Below are 26,396 nucleotides of genomic sequence, written 5' to 3' on the forward strand. Positions count from 1 at the left end.
GATGGCCGCCACCGCGATGATGCCGAACCAGACGCTGAAGGCGCCCATTTCGGCCGGGGTGCACATGCGGGTGACCAGCGGCGCCACCAGCAGCGGCAGCGCCTGCGCGCCGAGCGCCCCGGACAGCACGGTGATCACGTGCTTCCAGAAAGTCGGCAGGCCCGCCTTCATGGGGCGGTGGCCTCCAGCAGGTCGGCGCCGCCGGGCAGCGGTTCGCCCACCGCCTGCAGCAGCGTGGCGGCGACTTCGGTGGCGGCGGCCGGGTCGAGGTAGGGGCCCATCGGCAGGCTGAGGACCCGGGCGGCCATGGCAACGGCCACCGGGCAGCCGCCCTCGGCCGACAGGCCGGCGTAGGCCGGCTGCATGTGGATCGGCACCGGGTAGTGCACCGCGGTGGGGATGCCGGCCGCGTGCAGCACCGACTGCACCCGTTCGCGCTCGTCGACCACCACGGTGTACTGGGCGAACACGCTGCTGCGGTCGCGCCCGCGCCCGACCATGCCCAGGCGGCCCGAGAACATGGCGTCGTAAGCGGCAGCCACTCTGGCGCGCTGCGCCAGCTCCCATTCGAAGCGTTCCAGCTTGGCCAGCACGATCGCGCACTGCAGCGTGTCCATGCGCCCGCCCACGCCGACGCGGGTGTGGACGTAGCGGCGCGACTGCCCGTGCACGCGGATCTCGCGCATCGCCTGCGCCAAGCCGGCGTCCGAGGTGAAGATGGCGCCGCCGTCGCCATAGCAGCCCAGCGGCTTGCTGGGGAAGAAGCTGGTGCAGCCGATGGTCGACAGGTTGCAGCTCTTGCGGCCGCGGTAGGTGGCGCCGAAGCTCTGGGCCGCGTCCTCCACCACGGCCAGGCCGTGGCGCGTGGCGATGGCGTTGATCTCGTCCATGTCGGCCGGCTGGCCGTACAGCGACACCGGCATGATGGCGCGCGTGCGCGGCGTGATCCTGCCTTCGATCAGGCCGGGGTCGATGTTGCAGCTGGCCGGATCGATGTCCGCGAACACCGGCACCGCGCCGAGCAGCACGATGGCCTCGGCGGTGGCGATGAAGGAGAACGGCGTGGTGATGACCTCGTCGCCCGGCCTGACGCCAAGCGCCATCAGCGAAACCAGCAGCGCCTCGGTGCCGGACGAGACGGTGATGCAGTGGCGCGCGCCGGTGTAGGCGGCCAGCCTGGTTTCCAGCTCCGCGACTTCGGGGCCCATGATGTACTGGCCGTGGTCGAGCACCGCCTGGATGCGCGCGTCGATGCCGGGGCGTGCGGCCTGGTACTGGGCTTTGAGGTCGATGAATTCCATGGTGGCTTCCGTTGTGGTCAGGGGGATGGCGGGAAGGTGCTGGCGGGGACCAGGGTGCAGCGTTCGCCGTCGAGGGCGTAGGTGTCGCCGGTGTGCGGGCAGGTGGTTTCAAGGCTGCCCGAGGGCGGTAGCGCCAGGCGCTCGCCATGGCGGCTCATCCAGCCGATGCGGCGCGCCGGCACGCCGGCCATCAGGGCAAAGGCGGGCACGTCGCGGTTGACCACGGCGCCGGCCGCGATGAAGGCGTATTCGCCGACGGTGATGCCGCATACGATGGTGGCATTGGCGCCCAGGGTGGCGCCGCGCCGCACCAGGGTGCGGCGGTATTCGTCCTTGCGCACCACCGCCGCGCGCGGGTTGTAGACGTTGGTGAACACCATGCTGGGCCCGCAGAACACTTCGTCTTCCAGCGTGACCGCGTCGTACACCGACACATTGTTCTGGATTTTGACCCGGTCGCCGATGCGCACGTCGTTGCCGACGAAGACGTTCTGCCCGAGCGAACAGCCGGCGCCGATGCGCGCGCCGCCGCAGACGTGGGCGAAGTGCCAGACACTGGTGCCGTCGCCGATGTCGGCGCCGTCGTCGACGATCGCGCTCGGGTGGATATTGGCTGCCATCGCTCAGTACTCCAGCGGCAGCGCCACGCGGCGGCCGTCGCGGGCGGACATGTAGGCGGCCACCAGCACTTCGAGCGACTTGAGTCCCTCGCGGCCGTCGGTCTCGGGTTCGGCCTCGCCGCGCAGCACCTTGATCACGTTGTCGTAGTAGAGCGGATGGCCGAAGCCGTACACCGAGGTGGTTTCGTAGCTGGCTTCGCGTACCTTTTCGTCGTCCTCGTCCGGCTCCGAGAAGCGCCATTCCTGCACTTCGTTGACGGCCACGCCGCCGATGCGCACCGTGCCTTTCTCGCCGAGGATGGTGATCGAGCCTTCCAGGTTGCGCGGGTAGGTCAGCATGGTGACGTTCATCGATCCCAGCGCGCCGTTGCGCCAGCGCAGGCCGATCACGCCGGTATCCTCGACCTCGATGTCGCGCGCCAGCGTCGCCGTGTAGGCCTGCAGGCTTTCGACCGGGCCGACGATCCAGTCCAGCAGGTCGACGTAGTGGCTGGCCTGGTTCATGAAGGCGCCGCCGTCGAACTCCCAGGTGCCGCGCCACTTGGCGCTGCTGTAGTAGGAGTCGGGCCGGGTCCAGAACACGTTCAGGTTGACCATGTAGATGCGGCCGAAGCGCTTTTTCTCCATCGCGCGCTTGAGCAGCTGCAGGGTGGCGTTGCGGCGGTTCTGCTTGACCACGAACATGCGCACCCCGGCCGCGTCGCAGGCGGACACCATGCGCTTGCCGTCTTCCCAGCGCGTGGCCATCGGTTTTTCGGTGATCACGTGGCGGCCGGCGCGGGCGATCTGCACCGCCTGCTCCGGGTGCAGCCCGGAGGGCGTGGCTACCACCACGGCGTCGGCGTCGCACCCGGCCAGCATCTGCGCCAGGCTGGCGTAGGGCCGGGCGCCGGTCTTGCGCGCCGCCTCCTGTAATACGCGCTGGTCGACGTCGGCCACGCCGACCAGCTCGCAGCGTTCGCGGTGCTGTTCGATGGCGCCGAAGTGGTTGGCGGCGATGCGGCCGCAGCCGACCAGGGCGAAGCGGATGGGACGGTCAAGCACGGCGGGCGGGAAATGGCGCATGGCGGTTCCTCGTTCAGGCTTTCACGACGTTCGGATGGCGCTCGCGGTAGACGCCGCGGGTGTCGATGATCAGGCGTGCATGCTGGCGCAGCAGTTCGTAGTCGAAGGCGGTGTGGCTGGTGGCGATCAGCAGCACGTCGTAGGAGGCGATCGACGCGGGCGTGAGCGCCACGCTGGACAGCTCGAAGCTGTGCTCGCGCATCTTGGGGAAGGCCGGCACGTGCGGGTCAGAGTAGTCGACCAGGGCGCCGCGCGCGCGCAGGCGCTCCATCAGCTCCACCGAGGGCGACTCGCGCATGTCCTCGACGTCCTTCTTGTAGGCGATGCCGAGCACCAGGATGCGGCTGTCCTTGACCGAGCGGCCGCGCTGGTTGAGCGCGTCGGTCACCTTGCCGATCACCCATTGCGGCATGTCGCGGTTGATTTCGCCGGCCAGTTCGATGAAGCGGGTATGCACGCCATACTGGCGCGCCTTCCAGGTCAGGTAGAACGGGTCGATCGGGATGCAGTGGCCGCCCAGCCCGGGACCGGGGTAGTAGGGGGTGAAGCCGAACGGCTTGGTGGCGGCGGCGCGGATCACCTCGTGGATGTCGATCTCCATCTTGTCGGCGATGATCTTCATCTCGTTGACCAGCCCGATGTTGACGGCGCGGTGGATGTTCTCCAGCAGCTTGGTCAGTTCGGCGGCGCGGGTCGAGCTGACCGGCACCACGCGGTCGATGGCGGGGCTGTACAGGGCCAGGCCGGCGCGCAGGCAGGCCTCGGTTGAGCCGCCGCACACTTTCGGGATGGTGCGGGTTTCGAAGTCGGGGTTGCCCGGGTCTTCGCGCTCGGGCGAGAACACCAGGAACACGTCCTCGCCGACGGCTAGCCCGCGCGACTCCAGCCGCGGGCGCAGTTCTTCCTCGGTGGTGCCGGGGTAGGTGGTGCTCTCGAGCGACACCACCTGGCCGGCGCGCACGTGAGGCAGCATGGCTTCCATCGTGCCCAGCACGAACGACAGGTCGGGCTCGCGGTAGACGTTGAGCGGGGTCGGCACGCAGATGATCAGCGCATCGGCTTCGGCCACGCGGGCGAAGTCGCTGGTGGCCTCGAAGCCGCGCTCGCGGGCGCCGGCGACCTTGCCGGCGGCGATGTGCTCGATGTAGCTGGCGCCGGCGTTGAGCTTGCCGACCTTGGTCGCGTCGATGTCGATGCCGAGCACGCGGAAGCCGACCGCGGAATAGCGCAGCGACAGCGGCAGGCCGACGTAGCCCAGCCCGATCACCCCGATCACCGCCGTGCGGTCCTCGAATTTGCCAACCAGCTGGTCCAGTTGGCCTGGTTTAAGAGCGTCGCGCATTGCATATCTCTCCGCTTATTAAATGGGAAGGGTTAAATCCGGTAGGTCACGATCTTTTTGACCAGGCTGGCCCGTTCAACGGCGGGAACGTTTTGGACAGGGGGCAGGGCCGGCGCTTCATTTGGCTGCGGGCTATATTCCGACACCATGGCTTTCACCATCGATTCGATCATTCCGCGGTCATTCGTATCGCCGGCCATCATCAGGCAGGTGATATAGGTATCGAGCACGCCCGGGTGCAAGGCGCTTTCTTTCATCCGCATAATGCGCGGGTGTTCGCTCGGGAATACCATTCCGTCGGTTAATAGCTCTTCATAAAGTTTCTCGCCCGGGAACAGGCCGATAAACTTGATTTCAATATCGCCTTCCGGGTATTGCCCGGTTTTTTCGGAGAGGCCGGACATCATGATCATGGTGCGGGCCAGGTCGGCGATGCGCACCGGCTCGCCCATGTCGAGCACGAACACGTCGCCGCCCTTGGCCATGGCGCCGGCCTGGATCACCAGCTGGGCCGCTTCCGAGATGAGCATGAAGTAGCGGGTGACATCGGGATGGGTGACCGTGATCGGACCGCCATGGGCAATCTGGCGCTGGAACAGGGGTATCACCGAGCCGGACGAACCCAGTACATTGCCGAAGCGCACCATGCAAAAGGTCGTATCCGGGCCGTGGGTGACCGCCGCGGCCTGGAAGATCAGCTCGGCGATGCGCTTGCTGGCGCCCATGATGTTGGTCGGCCGCACCGCCTTGTCGCTGGAGATCAGCACGCAGGTTTCCACCTTGTGCTTGCCGGCGCTGGCGGCCAGCACCTGGGCTCCGAGCACGTTGTTGCGCAGGCCCTCGACGATGTTGGACTCCACCAGCGGCACGTGCTTGTAGGCGGCCGCGTGGTAGATGGTGTCGATGCTGTTTTCCTGCAGGATGCGCTCGATCAGGGTCGCGCTGCATACCGAGCCCAGGTGGGCGACGATGGGTAGGGTGGGGAAGCGCGACTGCAGTTCCTGCTTGATGGTGTACAGGCCGAACTCGGAGTGGTCGAGCAGGTGCAGGCAGGCCGGCGACAGGGTGACGATCTGGCGGCACAGCTCGCTGCCGATGGAGCCGCCGGCGCCGGTCACCAGCACCGTCTTGGTGCGCACGCAGCGCGCGAACAGGTCGACCCGGGGCGGCACCGGCGCCCGTCCCAGCAGGTCTTCGAACTTGAGCTCGCGGATTGTTTCCATCGGCGTTTTCTCCTCGTCGGCCAGGTCAAGCAGGCGGCTCAGGATCTTGGTCGTCACGCCCGCCTCGGCCATGCGCTGCATGATGTTGCGCAGCCGCTCGGGCGATACCTGGGGAATGGCAATCACGATGGAACGGATGCACAGGGAATTGACCATTTCCACCAGCCGGTCGGTGTTGAACACGCGCAGGCCGGCGATGGTGCGCTCGTGCAGCACGTGTTTGTCGTCGAAGAAGCAGACCGGCCGGTATTCATTGCTGGTGCGCATGGTAAGCGCCAGCTGGGCCCCGGCTTCGCCGGCGCCGTAGATGGCCACCGTGTCGCTGGTGCGCGGCTGGCCGATGTAATTGCGCAGGAAGTTGCGTGCCGTGATGCGCGAGGTCACCACGTAGGAAAAGCCGACAAACCAGTAGATCGCCAGCGCGCTGCGCGGGAAACGCGCGTCGTTCACGACCAGCAGCACCAGGTAGACGCACACCACCGCCATGCCGAGCGCCAGGCCGGTGGTGGTCAGGAGGCGCTGGTCGATGAAGCGGATTACGGCGCGGTACAGGTCCGACAGCGAGAACGCGGCGACCGTCACCAGCGCGACGATCATGTAGGAGCTCAATCCGTAGTGCATGGCCCATGCCAGGTCGCCGCCCCGCAACAGCATGGCGACCAGCAGGCAAAACGGCAGGGCCACGAGATCGACGCCGACCATCAAGACGATCTTCGCCGTGCGGTGCATGGAAACCATGTCGACGCAAAATTGGCTAATCAGGCTGGTAGGGGACGTCGACATGGCTTTGACCGTTATCGCTTTAAATGAGGAGCCGCATTCAATTAATAGAAAGAATGAAAAAGTTAATTAATAAATATTCTCAATGAAATTAATAATATGGCATTATCTCTGCGCCGCTTAGATGCCTTATTGGCATGTAAGTTTATTATCGGTTCCCGAGACAGCAGGCAGTTTGAGAATGCTCAACGGCCGACTTTCGTCATATTTACTGAGGGATCTATTTATATTCAGAATGTTTTTTATTTTTATAACTAAAATATATTCATAACGGAAAATTAACGGCGCGCCTGTTTGTAAAGGCGGCAGGATGGGGCGGAGCAGCGGGCTGCGCTTGCGTGGTCCCTTGCACGGGCACGGCACAATTTGGAGTGGGACGGTGCGCCGGCGGTTCCATGCGCCGTGGCGCCGTGGGCCGGGTTTGACCAGGCTCGCAAAACCTGCGTGTTGGGGGAGCGTTTTCGCCGCGGCGCTGTCGCCGTCGGCGGCGCGTGCGGCCTATTACAGTGTCAATTGATGCAGGTAGAGGCGGGCGCTGGCCGCGCTCCTACGATAGGAATGAGTTCACCGCGGGGGATCGCCATGGCCGTCCTGGTACGCTTGGATCAGATCGAGCAGCTGGCGCCCGGATTGCGCCCGGGATACCGCGAAGCGTTCGCGGCGGGGCAGGAGATTTTCGGGCGTTTCGCGATCGCCGAATCGACGCTGCGCGTGGTCCATTTCATCGCGCAGATGATGCACGAATCGGGCGCGCTGACGCGGGAATACGAAAACCTGAACTACAGCGCGCAGCGGCTGGCGCAGGTATGGCCCTGTCGCTTCGCGCCGCATGGCCCGCTCGACCCGGAAGCGTACGCCAACAATCCGCGCAAGCTGGCCAACGAGGTATATGGCGGGCGCATGGGCAATACGGCGCCGGACGACGGCTATGACTACCGCGGACGCGGCCTGCTGCAGCTGACAGGGAAGGGGAACTACGCCGCCGCCACCTGCCGCGTGCGCTGCAGCTTGCCGGGCGCCCCGGACTTTGTCCGCGAACCGGACGCGGTGCTGGCGCCGGCCTGGTGCCTGGCGGTGGCGGCGGCCGAATGGGCCAGCCGCGGCTGCAACGAACTGGCCGACGCCAATGACCTGGAACGGATCACCCGCCGCGTCAACGGCGGCACCACCGGCCTGCCGGAGCGCCGGGAGTGGCTGCGCAAGACCAGGCTGGCCTGGCCCTGACTACTGGCTGGCGGCCACGCTGACCGGGCGCGGCTGCGGCGCCGCCGGCGGCACCACGATATTGTCGTTCAGGCGCAGGAACTTGAAGCCGGCCAGCCGTTGCGGGTTCTTGCCGTCGCCGGCCTGGCGCTGCTCGCGCGCCAGCGCGCGGGCGATGAAGGCATCGAAGGATTCCTCGCGCACCTGCGGCTCGGCCGAGTGCAGGAAATTGCGCTCGCCGTTCGGCCCCTTGACCACCAGTCCCACGTGCGAGGCCCAATAGCCGCCGTCGCGGGTCGAGATCACGTTGACGAAGTCGCCTTCCTGAAGCTGTGCCGCCACTTCCGCCACGCGCTCCTTCGCCACGAAGTATTCGCGGGTCACCTGCACCGGGATGCTGCGCTCGGTGTTGTGGCGCGTCTTGAGAAATTTGGCGCGGTCCACCGTCTGCTCGTAGGACGGGCCGGCCGGGCCCGCGAGTTCGGCGCTGATGTCGGTGACCAGCCAGTTGTTGTTGATGTTCCAGTCCACTTCGGTGTAGTGGTTGCGGCTGGCCACGCCGATCACGCCGTCCTTGTAGCGGATCCGCTGCAGCATCCAGAAGAATTCCTCCCACGATTGCGACAGCGCCATGGCATAGGTGTGTTCCGCGAATACCACACAATCGCTGTTCTCCAGGCTGAACATCGGCAGCGAATCGTGCAGTTCGAACGGGTATTCGCCCAGCAGGTGGAGCAGGTAAGGCTGGCCGATGTTCTTGCGCCCGATCGCCGCGATGCGCTTGCGCAGGTCCGGTTCGGCCTGGTGGATATGGCCGATGTAGCGGTGCACTTCCCCCGGGCTCATCTGGTAGAGCTGCTTTTGCAGCAGGGTTTCCATGGTGGCCGGCGCCGCCGCCGACGCTGGCGTCTGCGCTGGCGCTGGCTTGCTGGCGGGCGTTTGCTGGGTGGCGCAGCCGGCCAGGGCGGCAGAGAGGAGGAGCAGGGAAACGGTGCGCATCGTGTCGGTCTGGAAGGGGGGAACGCCACGCTAACCGCTTGCCCGGGAATTTGACAATGAAAATTTTTAGTCAAGGCATAACTTCATCTTCTATGTACCTATTCCGCGCGGTTATGGAGGCGGCAACATAAGTGATTTTCGGACATTTCAAGAATCATGAATACTCCCGGCACGGCAGGTTTCGTCCCTGCTACGCATACTTATATAACAGGAGAGTTCACGATGATGTTCAAACAGACGCCGGTAGCGGCCGCTGTATCCATGGCACTGTGGAGCTTGGCTGCGATGCCAGCCTTTGCACAGCAACAGCCTGCAGGCGAAGCGATCCAGACGGTGGAAGTGACTGGTATCCGCGCTTCCATGGCCAAATCGCTCAGCGTAAAGAAGGACGCTACCGCGAACGTTGAAGTCATCACCGCGGAAGACGTGGGCAAGATGCCGGACAAGAACCTGGCCGACTCGCTGCAGCGCCTCGCCGGCGTCGCGGTGCGTACCGACTACGACGAAGCGGAAAAAGTGTCGATGCGCGGCACCAATCCGGACATGTCGCTGATCCTGTTCAACGGCCACACCGTCTCCGGCGGCGACTGGTACGTTGCCGACCAGGCGTCGAGCTCGCGTTCGACCAGCCTGTCCCTGATGCCATCGTCGGTCCTGAACCAGGCGATCGTCTACAAGACCTCCCAGGCCAACATCGTCGATGGCGGCCTGGCCGGCACCATCAACGTCACCACCCGCAAGCCGCTGGCCCAGAAAGAACAGCTGGGCGGCGTGATCAGCGTCGGCGCCGTCTACGCGGAACTGCCAGGCAAGAGCGCGCCTGACACCACCGCCACCGTCAACTGGAAGAACGAGGCCGGCACCTTCGGCGTGATCGTCCAGGGCTTCGCGGAAAAGCGCTACGTGCGCCGCGACTCCGTGTCGCGCTTCGCTTACGGCACCAGCAGCGGCTGGGACGTGATCAACACCACGACCATGAAGGGCATCACCGACGAATCGCTGGCCGGCACCGGCCTCAAGGCTGCCGACCTGAACGGCGTGCGCCTGCCAGGCTCGATGAGCTCGGAATTCGTCGAAGGCGTGCGCGACCGCAAAGGCGGCATGTTCTCGATGCAGTTCAAGCCTAACCAGCAACTCGACGTATCGATGACCGGTTTCCACTCGTCGATGAACGCGAATAACCACGGCCGTTTGACCTCGGGCGGCATCTACTCGATGCTGCTGGGCAAGAACGATCCGCTGGGCGGCACCTCGGCAGCCGCGATCAACACCAACTCGAACGGCCAGCAAGTCTTTGCGCAGATTAAGAACCCGGTCATCGTCAAGGAAACCACGCTGTACGGCCACGAACTGCGCGTGCTGAAAGCGGCCGACATCGTGTTCCCGGCCGGTACCACTCCCCAGTTCGTCGGTAACTCGGAAGGCTTCTACCGCGATGGCGCCAACGCCACCAGCTCTTTCCTGGACCTGGACGGCAAATACCGCGTCAACCCGGACCTGACCGTCAAGGCGCTGGCCAGCATCACGCGCGGCGTCGGCAAGACCGACCGCGACGCGGGCACCACCTTCGCCCGCTACGGCACCGGCTTCTCGTACGCGCTGAACGGCCTGTACGACGCACCTGACACGCGCTATATCGGCGCCGGCAGCAACGTGCCTGGCCTGAACGCCGACGGCAGCGGCTACCGCATGGTTGGCCGCGCTGCCTCCGGCATCAAGACCACCGACCGGGAAAAGAGCTTCCAGCTCGACGCCGAATACGGCCTGAACAAGGGCGTGATCCAGTCGCTCGAAACCGGCGTGCGCTACGCCGACCACGACCGCGTCAGCGGCCGTTTCGGCCCGGCGTTCAAGTCGGCTACCCTGGCGCTGCAGGGCCAGGAAGGCGTGATGCCTTACCCGGCGGACTTCGGCGAAGGCCTGGGCGGCGGCAACTGGGACCGCACCGGCTTCACCTATTCGCCGGAAGCGGTGAAGGCTTACTTCGATTCGCAAACCAAGGTGACCACGCCGGAATTCGAACGCCGCGTGAACTCCGAAATCGACATGCGCGAGCGCCAGACCGCAGCCTACCTGATGGCCAACCTCGAGTGGGACAAGTGGTCGGGTAATGCAGGCCTGCGTTATGTGCGCACCCAGGTCAACGCACAGATCTCGACCCCGATCCCTGCCGGCGCGTGCGACCGCACCGAACCAGGCAAGCCGGCAACCACTTGCGCCGCTTACCCAGGCGCGATCACCACCGCCGGCGACGCAGTCAGCTTCTACGACGGCGCGGTGTGGAATCCGAAGTCGGGCATCATGTACTACAAGGCGCCAACCGACCGTACCTTCAACAACCTCTTGCCTAGCATGAACCTGCGCTACGAGATGGAAAAGAACATGATCGTACGCCTCGGCGCCAGCAAGACCATCGGCCGCCAGAACTACAATGTGCTGGGCGCCGGCTTCGGTACCCCGGTGTGCGACGCCAACGGCTGCCGCGTCACCGGTCCGAACCCGGACCTGAAGCCGCTGACCGCCAAGAACGTCGACCTGTCGTGGGCATGGTACTTCGCACGCCGCTCGATGGTTGCGGTCAACGCTTTCCACTCGAAGATCGACGGCTACGTCAAGACCGGCGCGACCGGCACCTCGACCGTCGACCTGCAAGACCCGCGTGACCAGACCGTGCGTACCTTCGCGATCAACTCGTCGTCGCAGCAGGGCGCGAAGATCAGCGGCCTGGAAGTGTCGTACGAGCAGCCGTTCGGCGAGACCGGCTTCGGCTTCACGTCGAACGTCAGCCGCGCCAAGACCAAGGTTGACGATGGCCGTCCGATGGTCGGCGCGTCCGACTGGGCCGGCAACCTCGGTGGCTACTACGAGAACGACGTGATGTCCGCACGCCTGGTCGCCAACTACCGCGGCGAATACGTGAGCAGCAGCACCGCTCCTTCGCCAACGGCGAACAGCCAGGGCCTGTCGGTCATCAACGGCGTGGCAATGCCTACCGCACCGACGATGGCCGCTCCGGTGACCACGCTGGCATTCTCGGCGAACTACAACATCACCCCGCAGCTGGTGCTGTCGTTCAACGCGACCAACCTGACCAACGCCAAGCGCGCTCAGTATCGCTACAGCGAAGAAGAGCCGCAGAAGCTGGACGTCAGCGGCCGCCAGTACTACCTGAACCTGCGCTACAAGTTCTGATAGCGGCGGTTTGATGGAATGAAACGGGGAGCGAAAGCTCCCTGTTTTTTTAACTCTTCCGCTTTAACTGTTCAATGTGCGTCAACGAACGGATTGGCAGGGCGTGCGCGATTAAGATGAAGCTGTGTGAGTGAGCGCCCCATGGCAAAGCGCCAGGGTGCAGCTGCCTCAGCAGGTTCAGCCGGTCGCCTCGAAGATCGGCGCCAATTCCATATGCCAGTGCTACAACCAGCGCTCGCATATCCCGATACCGGAAGCGGAGGTGTGCGATGTCCACATTTACCCATCCCCCGAAGCATCTTGTGCGCGAATATCTCGAACGCCGGAAACGCGCAGGCGCGCCGCCGCCGACGCCGGAGGAAATTCGGCGCCAGCTTGGATGGGAACTACTGACACCGCAGATGAAGCTTCCGGATAGCAGGTAATCGCGCAGTACCGCAACCAGGTCAAGGGCCAGCCGGCGCCGGCTGCCACGGTTTAAGCCGCGTTTTACCTCAACGTTGTACCAGGCAAGAGGCCCGCATCGGCGACGACGCGGGCTTTTTCATATATTGCCGCTGAAGCCGGCGTGGGTATGCCCCAGGGATAAGCGCCGCGGCGCATTTCACCGAATCCACCCCCATTCACCGAATCGCGCGCCGTTCACCGACCACTATCCGCAATTCACCGAAAAGCCGTTTCCCACGCCGGCCGCCTCTTGTATCTTGAAGCTGTTCTTACAACAGGAGGCAAAGTGAACACTGACAAATCATACGAATGGCGCAAGCAGCTCATGTGGGGGCTGGTGCTGATCGCCATCGGACTCGCGTTCTTCCTCGACCTGGTCGATATGTTCGACATCGCCACGATGTGGCATTATTGGCCGCTTGTTTTGGTCGTCATCGGCATCAACAAGATGATCGGCTATCCGACCGCCAAGGATTTTTCGAGCGGCTTGTGGCTGGTCTTCGTTGGCTTGTGGCTGTTCGCCACCTTTGAACACATGTTCGGCCTGACCTTCCGCAACAGCTGGCCGATCCTTATCATCGCATGGGGCGTCACCCTCGTGATCGAACCACTGGTACAACGACGTTTCCCTGCAATCGAGGAGCACCGCAATGAAAGATGAAATGACCAACAAGAGCTTGTCGACACAGGTAGTGATGGGCGCCGTCGCCATCGGCCTCGGCTTGCTGTTCCTGCTCGATAACCTGAACGTGGTGGAGTTCAACAACGCGCTGCAATTCTGGCCGCTCATCTTCATCGCCATCGGTCTGGTAAAACTGTGGGACAGCCGCAACCTGAGCGGCTACCTGGTGGGCGGCGCCTTCATCGCCTTGGGCGTGCTGATGACCCTTCACCGCATGGGCTACATCTACTTCAGCATGCGCACCATGTGGCCGCTGATCCCGATCGGCGTGGGTGTCTTCCTCATCGTCAAGGCGCTGCAGCGCCGCAAGGAGGGCGGCGTCCTTCCGCAGGCCGGCGACGGCAGCGATTCGGTGGTCGACATCACCACCATCCTGGGCGGCTTCGAACGCCGCATCGCGACGCCCGATTTCCGCGGCGGCGAGATCACCGCGGTGATGGGCGGCTGCGACCTCGACATGCGCGATTCGTCGATCAACGGCGAGGCCACGATCAACGTGTTCGCGGTATTCGGCGGCATCTCGATCAAGGTGCCGCGCGACTGGACCGTGATCCTGCACGGCACGCCGATCATGGGCGGCTTCGACGAGAAGACCAACACCCCGGCCGATAATTCGAAGCGCCTGATCGTCAAGGGCCACGCCATCATGGGCGGCGTGGAAGTGCGCAACTGATGCAAGGGCCGCTGTCCACCCGGCGTTCGATGACGCTGTACCTGATGGTCTGGCTCATGCTGGGACTGGTGCTGACGGGACTGGTCGTCAGTTCCACCGGCGCCGGCTGGATCAACGGCCTGTTGTTCGCGCTGCCGATGACGGTGGTGTACGCCTTCGCCACCGGCTTTTCGGCCTACTACCTGTGCCGCGCCTACCCGCTGTCGCAGAAGGGCATCGGCCCGATCCTGATGGTGCTTGGCGTGGCGGCGCTGGTGTCGGGATTGTTGTGGACCGCCGCCGGCGTGGCGCTGAACAGCCTGTGGTGGTCGCTTGAAGTGGAATGGGCCGGGTTTGCGATATCGCCGGCGCTGAAGGCGATGATCTTCGGCCTGGGCACCATCCTGTACGGACTGTCGGCGGTGGCGCACTACCTGGCGATCGAGTTCGACCGGGCCAGGCTGGCCGAACGGCGCGAACTGGAATCGAAGCTGATGGCCCAGGAGGCCGAGCTGCGCATGCTGCGCACCCAGATCGATCCGCACTTCCTGTTCAACAGCCTCAATTCGATCAGCGCGCTCACCTCGGTCAATCCGGCCGGCGCGCGCGAAATGACGCTGAAGGTGGCCAACTTCTTCCGCCACACGCTGGGCCTGGAAGCGCACACGAAGGCCACTGTCGACGACGAGGTGAAGCTGGTACGCGACTTCCTGGCCATCGAAAAGGTGCGCTTCGGTTCGCGCCTGCGGGTGGAGTGCGACATCGACGACGATGCGCGGCCGTGCCTGCTGCCGCCGATGATCCTGCAGCCGCTGGTGGAGAACGCGGTCAAGCACGGCATCGGCAACCTGACCGGCGGCGGCGTGGTGTCGGTGGCGGCACGCCGCGATGCGTCGCTGCTGCGGCTCAGCGTCGAGAACGACGTCGACGAGGATATGCCGGCGGCGCCGGGCACCGGGATCGGGCTGGCGAACGTACAGCAAAGGCTGGCCACGGCGTATGGCCACGAAGGGCGCGTCGTCCAGCTGCGCCGCGATAACAAATACCGCGTGGAGCTGACGCTGCCCGCGCAGACAACAAGGGAGCAATGACACAATGCGCGTGATTATCGTCGACGATGAAGACCTGGCCCGGGGCGTGGTGCGCGAGTTCCTTGGGAAGCATGCCGACATCGAGGTCGTGGCTGAATGCGCCAACGGCTTCGAGGCGGTCAAGGCGATCACCGAACTGGAGCCCGACCTGGTGTTCCTCGACATCCAGATGCCGAAGCTGGACGGCTTCGAGGTGGTGGAGCTGGCCGGGCGCAAGGCGCGCTACATCTTCGCTACAGCGTTCGATAAATACGCCCTCAAGGCCTTCGAAGTCCACGCGGTCGATTACCTTCTCAAGCCGTTCAGCCAGCAGCGCTTCGATGAGGCGCTGGCGCATGCGCGCGGCAGCATGGGGGCGCAGCCCGAACTGGCGGCGATGGTGAGCGAAGCGGCCCAGCGTAACAAGCCGCTCGAGCGGGTGCTTATCCGCGACGGCGCAAAGGTGCACGTGGTGGCGGCGGAAAAGATCGACTTCATCGAGGCGCAGGACGATTACGTCAGCATCAGCGCGGGTGGCAAGGCCTACCTGAAAAACCAGCGCATGTCCGAACTCGAAAGCCAGCTCGATCCGCAGGTGTTCCTGCGCATCCACCGCTCCTACATCGTCAACGTCGAATCCATCAGCCGCATCGAGCAGGCCGGCAAGGACAGCCACACGGCGATCCTGAAGGATGATACCCGCATCCCGATCAGCCGCACCGGCTACCAGAAGGTCAGGAACCTGATCCAGTAAGCGGTGCCGCTTCGTCCACCTTCCACCAGGACGGCAGCAGTTCGCTGACTTCGGGCTGGGCGAATCGGTCGTCGATCAGGTACACCACGCCTTCGTCCTGCTGGGTGCGGATCACGCGGCCCGCCGCCTGGACCACCTTTTGCATGCCGGGGTAGAGATAGGTGTAGTCGTAGCGGGCGCCGAACATCTCCTGCATGCGCTGGCGCAGCTGCTCGTTGACCTGGTTAAGCTGCGGCAGTCCGAGCGTGGCGATGAAGGCGCCGATCAGGCGCGCGCCCGGCAGGTCGATCCCTTCGCCGAACGAGCCTCCCAGCACCGCGAAACCGATGCCGCGGCCATCGAGCGTAAACCGTTCGAGGAAGCGCGTGCGCTCGTCCTCCTGCATGCGGCGCGACTGCTGCCACACGGGGATGTCCGGATGGCCCTGGGTGAACTCCGCCGCTACCTGTTCCAGGTAGTCGAAGCTGCTGAAGAAGGCCAGGTAGTTGCCCGGCGGCGCCTGGTACTGCCTCGCCATCAGCGCCGCGATCGGCGCGGCCGAGCGGGCGCGGTGCTGGTAGCGGGTAGAGATCTGGGTGACGATGTGGACGTCCAGCTGCTTCGCTTCGAACGGCGACGCGACGTCGACCCAGGCGGTGTCCTTGGGCATGCCGAGCAGGTCGCTGTAGTAATGCCAGGGACTGAGCGTGGCCGAGAACAGGGCGCTGGAGCGCGCGATGGCGAAGCGCGGCTTGAGGAAGGGCGCGGGCACGATGTTACGGATGCACAGCTGGGTGGTGCGCGCATCGCTGCGCGTCATGTCGAACAGCGAGTGGGGGCCGAACGACTCGGCCAGCTTCGCGAAGTGCAGGCCATCGAAGTAGAAACGCTGCAAGCTGGGGTCGAGCGGGCCGGGATTCTCGGCGAGGTAGTCGTTGATCGTACTGGCCGCGTTCTGCAGCGCCGCCAGCAGTTTCTCCGGCAGTTCGGGCAGCACCTGGTAGGGCGCCGTTGCTTCTCGGTCGGTCTCCGTCCAGCAGCGGCTGACCTTGTCCAGCGCCTTCTTCACCGGTGCAGGCGCAGCGGCGCGGGCGGCGCGCAGGGTGCCCTTGTCCAGTTCCGCCGAATACATCTTGCGGGCGCGCGACACCATGTTGTGCGCCTCGTCCACCAGCACGCTCACGCGCCACTGGTTGGCCAGCGTCATGCCGTACAGCATGCCGCCCACGTCGAAGTAGTAGTTATAGTCGCCGACGATCACGTCGCTCCATTTCGCCATCTCGCTGCCGAGGTAGTAGGGGCAGACATCGTGGGCGAGCGCCACCTCGCTCAGCGCGGCGCGGTCCAGCCTGGGCACGTTCGCTGCGGCGCTTCGGGCGGCAGGCAGGCGGTCGTAGAAGCCTTTGGCGAGCGGGCAGGATTCGCCATGGCAGGCCTTGTCCGGATGCTCGCATGCCTTGTCGCGCGCGGCCAGTTCGAGCACGCGCAGCGGGATCGTTTTGGCGCTGGCGCGTATGGTGTCGGTCGCGTCCAGTGCAAGCTGGCGGCCTGGCGTCTTGGCGGCCAGGTAGAACACCTTGTCCAGCTGTTGCTGGGGCGCGGCCTTCAGCACCGGGAACAGGCTGCCGACAGTCTTGCCGATGCCGGTCGGCGCCTGTGCCAGCACGCAGCGCCCGCTGGCATTGGCCTTGAAGATAGTTGTTTCGGCCAGGTTCGCGCTGGCCGGGCGGAAGGTCGGGGTAGGGAACTGCAGCGCGGACAAGGCTCGTCGCGCGACGCCGCGGTGCGCCAGTTCCTGCTCCGCCCATGCCACGAAACGACCGCCACAGCGACCTCGACATGTCCGGCCAGCGCCGCCGCCGTTTGCGTTTCGCGCAGCACGGTTTCGGCCTGCTTGCCGATGTGAAGTAGACCAGCGCCAGGTTGATCTCTCGAGCCCGAGCTGCCGGCACATCAAGTGCCCGTAGACGCGTACTTGCGCCCAATGCAGGTGGCGGTGGTTGCCCGGCATCGAGGCCAGGTCGCCACGGTAGGTCTTGATCTCCTCGACCGTGTTGGTGTCCGGGTCGTAGCCGTCGGCGCGGCCGCGCACGTGCAGCGGGCCGTGGTCGCCCGACAGGCTTACCTCGGTGCGGTAACCGGCGCCGCGCCGGCCCGTCACCAGCGCGTGGCCGGCGATGCCTTCCGCGGCGGTGGGCGAAGGCGTGAAGCGCAAGTCCAGGTCGCCCTGCTTGGCGCCGAACTCGCACAGCGCGCGCACTGCGACGACGTAACTCAAGCGCCTTGCTCCGTCCATTGCAGGTAGCAGACCGACACCGGCATCTGGTGTTCTGCGCAGTATTCGATCCAGCGCAGCTGGTTGTCCTGCAGGCGGTCACCCGGTCCTTCACTTCGATCATGTTGTAGCGCCGTTCGGCGGGCCAGAACTGGATCAGGTCGGGGAAGCCGGTGCGGTTGGCCTTCACGTCGAGCAGGATGCGCTCGAAAGCCTTGCGCAGGTGGGCCGCGGGAATGCAGTCGAGCGCCAGTTGCACCAGTTCCTCGCTCAGGACTTCCCAGAACACGAAGGGCGACTGCAGGCCGTGCTTGTCGGCGAAGGTGCGCAGGATGGTCGCGCGGTAGCTGCTTGTATCGAGTTCGTCGAGCGACGCGCGGAACAGCGCTTCGCGGCGCTGGTAGAAGTCGGCGCTGAACAGGTCGGCGGGGCCGCGGTGGAAGGGGTGGAAGAAGGCGCCCGGAAGCGCGCAGAACACCGCGCGCCAGCACAGCAGGCCAAACAGGCCGTTGATCAGCGCGTTCTCGACGTAGTAGACCGGCGCATCCTCGCGCGTCAGGTGGTCGCGCACCACGCCCTCGACCCACCAGTCGCTTTGCGGCATCGGCAGCGACAGGTCGAGCCTTGCGACGGCGGGATTGCGGCGCGCCGGCTGCTTGCCGTGGCCAAGCCTGCGCGCCAGGCGCGGCTCGACGCGCAGCAGCTGCTGGCGTTCGGCGTCGCTCTCGGGCGCCAGCCGCGCGGCCGACAGCAGGTCGAAGGCGGCATGGAACTGTTCGTCCTTTTCAAGTACGCGGATCGCGCGCGCCCGCGCGCCGGGAAAGGTGCAGCGCGAGTAGACCTTGAAGGCGTTGTCCCACTCCTTGTGGCGTTCGTAGTGCTGGCCGATCTGGAACAGCAGGCGCGCGCGGCGGCTGTTCAGCCAGTCGTTCTCGAACGGTGTGTCGGACAGGGTACTGAGGACTTCTTCCAGCGGTTCGGCCGCCTCGAAGCGTTCCTTGCAGTGGTGGAGTTCGAGGTAGTGGTCGATGTCGCGCCGGGTGCGGAAGCCGCGCGAGGACGGCGAAAACTCCACCTGCTCGTATTTGTAGACGCCCAGGTCGGACAGCACGAATTCGGTCCAGTCCTGGCGCAGGTTGCCGAAGAAGATAAGGCGCAGGCGGTCGCACAGCGGCTTGACCAGGATGCTGAACACGGCGTCGCCGGAATCGCGGAACCAGCTGGAAAAGGCGCGGGCGTCGCCGAAAGCGGCACGCAGCGCTTCCAGCTGCTCGGCCTTGCGCGCATTACGCGAATGCAGCGACGGGCCGAACACGGCGCCGATTTCCGGCTTGGACAGCAGGTCGAACAGTTCGTCGATGGTGATGACGGGATCGTGCTCGATCCAGCCGGTGTCCAGCAGCTGGCGTGCCGCCTCTACCGTGCAGCCGATTTCGGCATAGCTGAGCTTGCTTGCGCGGAAAAGCGTCCCCTTGCGCATTACCATGCGCACGAACAGCGCGCGCGCAGCCTGGGGCAAGGCCGGGAAAGCGGCCATGAAGGCGCGTTCCTCGTTGGTGAGCAAGTCGCTATAGCGTTCGCCGATCCAGTCCAGCACCTGTTGGAAGTTGTCCAGGTAGTAGAACGGATTTTCAAGAACTTTGATCATTGCGAACTGCGGGACTTGCCTGCATGCGAAGACAGGGGAAACAGTAATTACTGTGCATGCATACAGTATAACGCCGCGCCGGTCGCCGGCACAGGAATTTCGCTGATTTCCGGGCTGACGCGTCGCTTTTGCGGGTATTTACGGTTCGGCTGGCTCGGCAGCCGGGCATTTGCGCAGCTTGCAGCTTTCCAGCCGGGCCCGCTCGGCGGCATGGCGGCTGGAGTGGGCGACGATGGCGCTCAGCAGCGCGACGTCGCTGTCGGTCTCGGGAACGACGCTCGGCTTCGGCGCGCCAGTTTCCCTGGTCTTGCGGGCGCTTGCCTGCTTGGCGGAGGCGGTGGGGCGAACGGCAGCCGTCTTGACCGGAGCGGGACGGGCGGCGACGGCGCGGGCAGACTTGCCGGCCGCCGTTTCGCGTTCCGGCAAGCGCGCCGGCGCTGGCTTCATGACAAGCGGCTTGGCCCGAACCGGTTCGGTGCGGACTTCAGCGATGTCGGCTCCCGGCGCCGGCCCTCTGGCGCCGCCCACTTGTTCAGGCGGCAGCATCACCATGGCCGGACGGCCGGGCTCCTGCACCGGCGCCGTCGCCACCGCCGGTTCGTCGATGATGGCCGCAGCCTGGTGCGCGGGCGCCGCCGCTTCGGCCGCCTGCGCAGGCGCGATTTCACGCGCAACGGCCGGTGCCGGCACCGGCGCCGTTCGCTTGATCGCCGACACCGGCAGGGTGCGCACGCTGGTCGCGTTGTTGTACGCGATCCACGCCAGCATCGCCGTCAGGATCCCGGCTGCCGTGCCGCCGATGATCAGCCAGCTTCGCTGCGCCGCCTGCGCGCCACCCGAACCGCGTTCGAGCGACGCAAGGATGCCGTCCTCCGATGAGGTGGTGCGGCGCGACGAGGACATGAGGTTCGGCCGATTTGAACCGTGTTGATTTTCGTCTGAAGGGCGCACGTTAGTAACTCCTATGATGGGGCTTCGCCATTCTGATTAGAAACAAACTAGGGAATCCCATGCTGATCTTTATCGCATTTCTTTATTTTTGTTTGGCGTGCAGCCTTATTTGGCTGGTTGTCTTTCCCTCTGGCAGGGAATTCGTTGCGCAAATCGTGTCGGGGACATTGGCCAGGCTCGACCAGCGCCGCGGCAACTTTCAGCAGCAGACAGGCCGCGGTGCCGCGGGCCTGCTCGAAGCGGCCGTGCAGCTGGCGCGCACGCAGTGGAAATTTGCGCGTCGCAACTATCTCGCGCTCAGTGCCGGCATGGTCGCGATCGCCATTCCCACCGTCGTCGTCCTGATCGCCAGCAAACCCGGAAACCTGCCGGCCTATGAGGACGCCGCCGCGCCGCCCGACCCGCAAGTGATGGCGCTGCTGGCCGGCGAGAACCTGGCGCCGCCCGCGGCCTTGCCGCCGATGGCCTTCACCACGCGCGAAGTGGAACTGGTGCGGCCGATGCTGGTCAACGCCAGCCGCAACTGGACGCTGCTGCATCCCGACTTCAACCAGCGGCTGCTGATGGCGTTCAAGATCATGAAGGAAAAGCACGGCTACGAAATGGCGCTGCTGGAGGGCTACCGCAGCCCGGCGCGCCAGGACCTGCTGGCCGGGATGGGCAACCAAGTCACCAACGCGCGCGCCTTCCAGAGCCGGCACCAGTACGGCCTGGCGGCGGACTGCGCATTCTGGCGCGACGGCAAGCTGGTGATCACGGAAACGGACCCGTGGGCGATGCGCGGCTACCGCCTGTATGGCGAGGTGGCCGAGTCGCTGGGACTGACCTGGGGCGGGCGCTGGACCATGATGGATTTCGGCCACACCGAACTGCGCATGAAAGGCGTGATGCGCAGGTAGGGCGTCCGCGCCTGCGATTCTTGTCCGCTATCAAATTTCCGGCCGGTGATTGATGCCAACATTGCCTGCCGGATTCCCTCTTAACCCTCAAACATCTTCCACTATGCGCAGACTATGGCAATTCCTCACCGATAGCCGCGTACTGGGCGTCATCGGGCTGGCCGCGCTCGCGGCATTCATGTTCCTGGGAGCGGACACCCTCGAAATCGGCGCCAGCTGGGCCGGCGCCGCGCTGCTTGCGGCGCTGGCCGGCTGGGGCATCTTCTGGCTGGCGCGCTACCAGTACCGCAGGCACGCGGCCGGCAAGCTGGGCGCCACCATCATGCCGGCCGGCGAGGAAGCTGCCGCGGCCCAGGCCAAGGCCGGCGCCGGCGAGGTAGCCACGCTGCGCAAGGGCATGCTGGAGGCGATCACCACCATCAAGACCTCGAAGCTCGGGCTGGTGAGCGGCGCGGCCGCGCTGTACGAGCTGCCGTGGTACATGATCATCGGGAATCCTGCCGCGGGCAAGAGCAGCGCCATCGGGCGCTCCGGCCTGCAGTTCCCCATCGCCGGCAGCAAGGCGGTGCGCGGCGTGGCCGGCACCCGCAACTGCGACTGGTTCTTCACCACCGACGGCATCCTGCTCGACACGGCTGGCCGCTATTCGGTGGAAGAGGGCGACCGCGCCGAATGGTTCTCCTTCCTCGACCTGCTGAAGAAGTACCGCAGCCGCGCGCCGATCAACGGCATCCTGATCGCGGTCAGCGTGTCCGAACTGACCGGCGAACACGCCGAGAAGTCGGTCGAGCTGGCGAAGAACCTGCGCACCCGCGTGCAGGAACTGACCGAACGCCTGGGCGTGCATGCACCGGTGTACGTCATCTTCACCAAGGCCGACCTGATCGCCGGCTTCAGCGACTTCTTCCACGATACCGACCGCAACGAGCGTGACCGCGTGTGGGGAGCGACCATCCGCTACAACCGCCGCCGCACCCACCAGGACGTGCTGGGCTTCTTCGACGAGCACTTCGACGAACTGCACGAGGGACTGAAGGAAATGAGCATGGCCAGCATGGCCGGCAACCGCAGCGCGCAGATGCGGCCCGGCGTATTCACCTTCCCGCTCGAATTCGCATCGATCAAGAGCCCGCTGCGCGCCTTCCTCGCCACCCTGTTCGAAGAGAACACCTACCAGTTCAAGCCGGTCTTCCGCGGCTTCTACTTCACCAGCGCGCTGCAGGAAGGCATGGTGCAGGACGTGTCGTCGAAGCGCGTGGCGAGCCGCTTCGACCTCGAACTGAAGGAACAGGGCGGCGGCGAAGCCGAGGAGCAGTCCGGCTACTTCCTTCTCGGCCTGTTCCGCAAGGTGATCTTCGCCGACAAGGACCTGGTGGCGCGCTACACCAGTCCCATCGTGCTGCGCCTGAAGTACGGCGCCTTCTTCGCGGCCACCGTGCTGCTCGGATGCTCGCTGGGCGCGTGGAGCTGGTCGTACATGGGCAATGCGGAACTGGTGGCCAAGGTGCAGGCGGACCTGGACAAGGTGGTCAAGCTGCAGGACAAGCGCATCGACCTGCAATCGCGGCTGGAAGCGCTCGACGTGCTGCAGGACCGTATCAATCAGCTTGAAAAATACCGTGCCGACCGGCCGCTGATGCTGTCGTTCGGCCTGTACCAGGGCGACACCCTGGAGCGCAAGCTGCGCGACGAATACTTCGCAGGCGTGCGCGCCGTGATGGTGGAACCGGTGATGGCGGGCCTGGAAGGCCTGCTGGCGGAGATGAACGCGCATGCGGCGGAGCTGCAGCCGGAAGCCGGCGGCGCACCGGCCGCGGCGGCTGCGAAGCCCGGCCAGCCCTACCAGGACGCGTCGCCGACCAATGTGGCCGACGCCTATGCCGCGCTCAAGACCTACCTGATGCTGGGCGATAAAACCCGCGCCGAACCAAGCCACCTGAACGACCAGATGACGCGCTACTGGCGCGGCTGGCTCGAAACGAACCGCGGCGCCATGCCGCGCGAGCAGATGATCGCCAGCGCCGAGCGGCTGATGACCTTCTATCTGGCGCAGGTCGACGACCAGGCGTGGCCGCAGATGACGCTCAAGCTTGGACTGCTCGACACCGCGCGCGAAAACCTGCGCCGCGTGGTGCGCGGAACGCCGGCGCGGGAGCGCGTGTACGCCGACATAAAGGCCCGCGCGTCGAGCCGCTTCCCGTCGGCGACCGTCTCGCGCATCGTGGGCGTACAGGACCAGGGCCTGGTCAACGGCAGCTACGCCGTGTCGGGCGCTTTTACCCGCGACGCCTGGGACAAGTTCGTCGCGGATGCGATCAAGGACGCGTCGAACAAGGCGCTGCAAAGCACGGACTGGGTGCTCAAGACCGCCTCGCAGAACGACCTGACGCTGGAAGGCAGTCCCGAGCAAATCCAGAAGACGCTGGTGGACATGTACAAGAACGAGTACGCGAAGGAGTGGCTGAAGTTCGTGCAGGGCGTGACGGTGGCGGACCTGAAGGGTTTCGACGCCTGCGTGCAGGCGATGAACCGGCTTGGCGATCCTCAGATGTCGCCCATCGCCAAGCTTCTGACGGCGATCCACCAGCAGACCTCGTGGGACAATCCATCGTCGGCAGGGGTGATGGCGAAGGTCGAGAAGGGGCTGTTCGCATGGTTCAAGGAGTCGGTATTGCGGCGCGCGCCGAGCGAAGCGCGCTCTGTGATCGACCAGCCGGGCGTCGCCGCGAATGGTGCGGCGCCGGCGATGGGGCCGATCGCGCGCGAGTTTGCCGGCGTGGCGCGGCTGGTAGGCCTGAAGGAAAAGGACGCGTCGCTGATGACCGGTTACCTCGACAGCCTGTCGCGCCTGCGCACGCGCCTGAACCAGCTGAAGAACCAGGGCGACCCCGGGCCAGGCGCGAAGAAATTCATGCAGCAGACGCTGGAAGGTACCGGCTCCGAGCTGTCGGATGGCCTCAAGTACGTCGACGAGCAGATGCTGACCGGGATGACCGACGCGCAGAAGACGGCGCTGCGTCCTATCCTGGTGCGTCCGCTGATCCAGGTGTTCGCCGTCATCGTCGGCCCGAGCGAAGCGGAGATCAACAAGACCTGGCAGGCGCAGGTGGTGGAGCCATTCCAGAAAACGCTGTCGGAAAAATATCCGTTTGCGCCCTCGTCGAAAATGGAAGCCACGCCGGGAGAAATCGGGCAGTTCTTCGGGCCCGACGGCGAGGTAGCAAAGTTCGTCAACGCCTCGATGGGGCCACTGGTGGTGCGGCGCGGGGATGCGCTGGCGCCGCGTACATGGGCCGACATGGGCATCACGCTGGTGCCGGAAGCAGTGGCCGCTTTTCCGGGATGGATTGCACCCCTGGAGAAAAATGGCGTCGCCAAGGCGAGCGGGCCGCAGACGGTGTTCCAGCTGCAGCCGCATCCAGCGCCCGGCCTCACCGAATACACCATTGAAATCGACGGGCAAATACTGCGCTACCGGAATACGCAGGCGGCATGGACCAACATGGTTCATCCGGGGCCGGGAGGGATGCCGGGGGCGCGCATCACCGCCATCACTTTCGATGGCCGCACGGTGGAGCTGTTCAACGAACCAGGCCAGTCCGGCCTGAAACGCATGATTGTCGCTGCCTCCAGAAAAAAGAAGGACGGCGGCGTGCACGAACTGCGCTGGGCCAGCGGCAGTGTCGCGGTGTCGGTCGACCTGAAGATCACCAGCAGCGCGGCCGCAACGGCGAGTGGTGACCCGAGCGGGCGCGGCTTCCACGGCATGCGGCTGCCGGTGACGATCGTCGGACGCGCCGTGGACGCATCTTCGCCTGCGGTGGCGTCGGTCGGCGGCGGAGGTGCGCAATGATCCGGGCGCCGGCCAGCGGCCGGATCGGCTACTTCGGCAAGGTCCCGACCCGCAGCGACTTTATCAAGGCCGCGCAGGACATTCCCGTGATGGACATGCTCGACAACTGGATGACACAGGTAATGAGCCTGCTGCCGTCCGACGCCCGCTGGAAGATCAACTACGACGCGCTGGCGCCGGTGAGCTTCGCCTTCGTCGGGCCGCGCCGCAAGCATGCGATTGCGGGCCATCTGGTAGCCAGCAGCGACCAGTCGGGACGTCGCTACCCGTTCCTGATGATGCGGGCGATCGAGGTCGCCGACCCGGCCATGTTCGTATCGCGCTGCCCGATGGTGCTCGATCCGCTATGGGGCCGCATGGAAGTACTGGCGCGCGACCTGCTGGACGCGCAAGAACCCGCGCCACAGCTGCAGGCGATACCCGAAACCATGGTGGCGCTCGACGAACAAAGCGGCAATGCGCTCGGCGCCTTCCTCGCCACGGGCACGGTCAGTTCGCTCGGCGCGCTGCTGTGCCGGGCCGATGTACGCCACCTGATCCTCGCGCTTGGCCTGCTGCTTCAGCCGGTGATGCAAAGCGGCGCGGCCGACCTGCACAAAAGCCTGGTGCTGCCGCTGCCGCTCAATGCCGGAGCGCGCCACGCGGTGGCCGCGTTCTGGCTCGAGCTGATCGCGCCGTTCCTGGGGCGGGCGGATTTCGAGCTGGCGCTGTTCATCACCTGCATCGAGCACAAGCCGGTGCTGGTGGTCGGCTTCAGCGGCGCGGCTGCGCAGACCCTGCACGCCATCATCGACCCGCTGGCCGCGCGCGAACAGCAGGTCAGCTTCGCCGACACCGACTGGGTCGACGAACAGGTCGGCATCGATGTCGACGTACGCGCCCTGGCCAGCTATCTCGACCAGCCGCAGCTGCCGCTCAAGCTGGCGCGCGAGCTGTTCCTGCAGACCTTCATCGGAGTCACAACGTGAAAAAGATCCTCGTCCTGGCCGGCGCCATGCTGGCTGCGGGCAGCGTCGCTGCCGCCGGCAATGCACCGGTTGTCGTCGCCGGCACGGTCGCCGACGAAGCCAGCAAGGCTGGCCTGCTCGCGAAGCTGCGCGAAGTGTACGGTGCCGCGAGCGTGGTCGACCAGCTGTCGATCGGCACCGTGTCGACGCCCGCCAACTGGAACGCCTACGTGCAAAAGCTGGTCAGCCCCAATCTGAAGATGATCACGCGCGGCCAGCTCAAGGTGGATGGCAATGCCGTCAGCCTGCGCGGCGACGTCGGCAGCGAAGCGCAGCGGCAGCAGATCGCCGGCGACATCGCCACCAACCTGAACCCGACCTACACCGTCAACAACGGACTGCGCGTGGTGGCCTCGGAGCAGGGCATGCTCGACGCCGCGCTGGCCGACCGCATCATCGAATTCGAGTCCGGCAAGGCGACGCTGACCGAGTCCGGAATGGGCATCCTCGACCA

Annotated in this window: 16 protein-coding genes and 3 pseudogenes; 10 read left to right on the forward strand and 9 right to left on the reverse strand. The window is 65.3% G+C overall.

Features of this window, described 5'->3' with window-relative positions; genetic code table 11:
* Nucleotides 1-167: 167 nt before the first annotated feature.
* Genes D3872_RS17880 through D3872_RS17900 form a run of 5 tightly spaced genes read right to left on the reverse strand, consistent with a single transcriptional unit; the run spans nucleotide 168 to nucleotide 6,280 of the window.
* Nucleotides 168-1,301 carry a DegT/DnrJ/EryC1/StrS family aminotransferase gene (locus D3872_RS17880; protein ID WP_119812079.1) on the reverse strand — a complete coding sequence of 378 codons (1,134 nt, stop codon included), beginning with the start codon at nucleotides 1,299-1,301 and terminating at the stop codon, nucleotides 168-170.
* A gap of 17 nt (nucleotides 1,302-1,318) precedes the next feature.
* Complete coding sequence (locus D3872_RS17885; RefSeq protein WP_119812080.1) at nucleotides 1,319-1,921, reverse strand: acyltransferase; 603 nt, start codon at nucleotides 1,919-1,921, stop codon at nucleotides 1,319-1,321.
* 3 nt (nucleotides 1,922-1,924) lie between these two features.
* Nucleotides 1,925-2,986 (reverse strand): Gfo/Idh/MocA family protein, encoded by a 1,062-nt coding sequence (locus D3872_RS17890; RefSeq protein ID WP_119812081.1) that lies wholly within the window; start codon nucleotides 2,984-2,986, stop codon nucleotides 1,925-1,927.
* 13 nt (nucleotides 2,987-2,999) lie between these two features.
* Nucleotides 3,000-4,328 (reverse strand): nucleotide sugar dehydrogenase, encoded by a 1,329-nt coding sequence (locus D3872_RS17895; RefSeq protein WP_119812082.1) that lies wholly within the window; start codon nucleotides 4,326-4,328, stop codon nucleotides 3,000-3,002.
* A gap of 32 nt (nucleotides 4,329-4,360) precedes the next feature.
* Complete coding sequence (locus D3872_RS17900) at nucleotides 4,361-6,280, reverse strand: polysaccharide biosynthesis protein (RefSeq protein WP_229459394.1); 1,920 nt, start codon at nucleotides 6,278-6,280, stop codon at nucleotides 4,361-4,363.
* 633 nt (nucleotides 6,281-6,913) lie between these two features.
* On the opposite strand from D3872_RS17900, the gene D3872_RS17905 reads away from it, so the two are divergent.
* A complete protein-coding gene (locus tag D3872_RS17905; RefSeq protein ID WP_182915850.1) occupies nucleotides 6,914-7,555 on the forward strand; it encodes a glycoside hydrolase family 19 protein in 642 nt (213 codons plus the stop codon).
* Here D3872_RS17905 and D3872_RS17910 read toward each other — a convergent pair whose 3' ends face one another.
* On the reverse strand, nucleotides 7,556-8,533 hold the full coding sequence (locus tag D3872_RS17910; protein WP_119812084.1) for an N-acetylmuramoyl-L-alanine amidase-like domain-containing protein: 978 nt from the start codon (nucleotides 8,531-8,533) through the stop codon (nucleotides 7,556-7,558).
* A 222-nt stretch (nucleotides 8,534-8,755) separates the two neighbouring features.
* Between D3872_RS17910 and D3872_RS17915 the strand changes: the two genes are divergently transcribed.
* The 5 genes from D3872_RS17915 (at nucleotide 8,756) to D3872_RS17935 (ending at nucleotide 15,330) form a co-directional block, all read left to right on the forward strand.
* Nucleotides 8,756-11,725, forward strand: a complete 2,970-nt coding sequence (locus tag D3872_RS17915) for a TonB-dependent receptor (RefSeq protein ID WP_229459395.1) — start codon at nucleotides 8,756-8,758, stop codon at nucleotides 11,723-11,725.
* Nucleotides 11,726-12,458: 733 nt separating this feature from the next.
* Complete coding sequence (locus tag D3872_RS17920; protein WP_119812085.1) at nucleotides 12,459-12,833, forward strand: LiaF transmembrane domain-containing protein; 375 nt, start codon at nucleotides 12,459-12,461, stop codon at nucleotides 12,831-12,833.
* Entirely contained in the window at nucleotides 12,823-13,527 is a 705-nt protein-coding gene (locus D3872_RS17925; RefSeq protein WP_119812086.1) for a LiaI-LiaF-like domain-containing protein, read from the forward strand. The genes D3872_RS17920 and D3872_RS17925 overlap by 11 nt, the downstream gene beginning before the upstream one ends.
* The gene (locus D3872_RS17930) at nucleotides 13,527-14,597 is read left to right on the forward strand and encodes a sensor histidine kinase (protein WP_119812087.1); all 1,071 of its coding nucleotides are present in this window, start codon (nucleotides 13,527-13,529) and stop codon (nucleotides 14,595-14,597) included. The genes D3872_RS17925 and D3872_RS17930 overlap by 1 nt, the downstream gene beginning before the upstream one ends.
* Before the next feature lie 4 nt (nucleotides 14,598-14,601).
* On the forward strand, nucleotides 14,602-15,330 hold the full coding sequence (locus D3872_RS17935; protein WP_119812088.1) for a LytR/AlgR family response regulator transcription factor: 729 nt from the start codon (nucleotides 14,602-14,604) through the stop codon (nucleotides 15,328-15,330).
* Here the strand turns inward: D3872_RS17935 and D3872_RS17940 are convergent.
* The 3 genes and pseudogenes from D3872_RS17940 to D3872_RS25745 all read right to left on the reverse strand — a co-directional run bounded on the left by D3872_RS17940 (nucleotide 15,311) and on the right by D3872_RS25745 (nucleotide 20,135).
* Nucleotides 15,311-17,605: pseudogene (locus D3872_RS17940) on the reverse strand (ATP-dependent DNA helicase). The gene D3872_RS17935 and the pseudogene D3872_RS17940 sit on opposite strands and share 20 nt — an antisense overlap.
* Nucleotides 17,584-19,232, reverse strand: a pseudogene (locus D3872_RS17945) (VRR-NUC domain-containing protein). Before D3872_RS17945 ends, D3872_RS17940 begins: the two co-directional pseudogenes overlap by 22 nt.
* A 138-nt stretch (nucleotides 19,233-19,370) precedes the next feature.
* Nucleotides 19,371-20,135 carry a hypothetical protein gene (locus D3872_RS25745; protein WP_182915849.1) on the reverse strand — a complete coding sequence of 255 codons (765 nt, stop codon included), beginning with the start codon at nucleotides 20,133-20,135 and terminating at the stop codon, nucleotides 19,371-19,373.
* 203 nt (nucleotides 20,136-20,338) lie between these two features.
* On the opposite strand from D3872_RS25745, the gene D3872_RS17960 reads away from it, so the two are divergent.
* The 4 genes and pseudogenes from D3872_RS17960 to D3872_RS17975 form a co-directional block, all read left to right on the forward strand.
* Nucleotides 20,339-21,082, forward strand: a complete 744-nt coding sequence (locus D3872_RS17960) for a M15 family metallopeptidase (protein WP_370660976.1) — start codon at nucleotides 20,339-20,341, stop codon at nucleotides 21,080-21,082.
* Nucleotides 21,083-21,185: 103 nt separating this feature from the next.
* Nucleotides 21,186-24,935 carry a type VI secretion system membrane subunit TssM gene (tssM, locus tag D3872_RS17965; RefSeq protein WP_119812092.1) on the forward strand — a complete coding sequence of 1,250 codons (3,750 nt, stop codon included), beginning with the start codon at nucleotides 21,186-21,188 and terminating at the stop codon, nucleotides 24,933-24,935.
* The gene (gene tagF, locus D3872_RS17970; protein ID WP_119812093.1) at nucleotides 24,932-25,903 is read left to right on the forward strand and encodes a type VI secretion system-associated protein TagF; all 972 of its coding nucleotides are present in this window, start codon (nucleotides 24,932-24,934) and stop codon (nucleotides 25,901-25,903) included. Before tssM ends, tagF begins: the two co-directional genes overlap by 4 nt.
* A gap of 26 nt (nucleotides 25,904-25,929) precedes the next feature.
* A pseudogene (locus D3872_RS17975) lies at nucleotides 25,930-26,396 on the forward strand (OmpA family protein); the annotation flags it as partial.

Source organism: Massilia cavernae (assembly GCF_003590855.1).
In the GTDB taxonomy this organism is placed as follows: domain Bacteria; phylum Pseudomonadota; class Gammaproteobacteria; order Burkholderiales; family Burkholderiaceae_D; genus Telluria_A; species Telluria_A cavernae.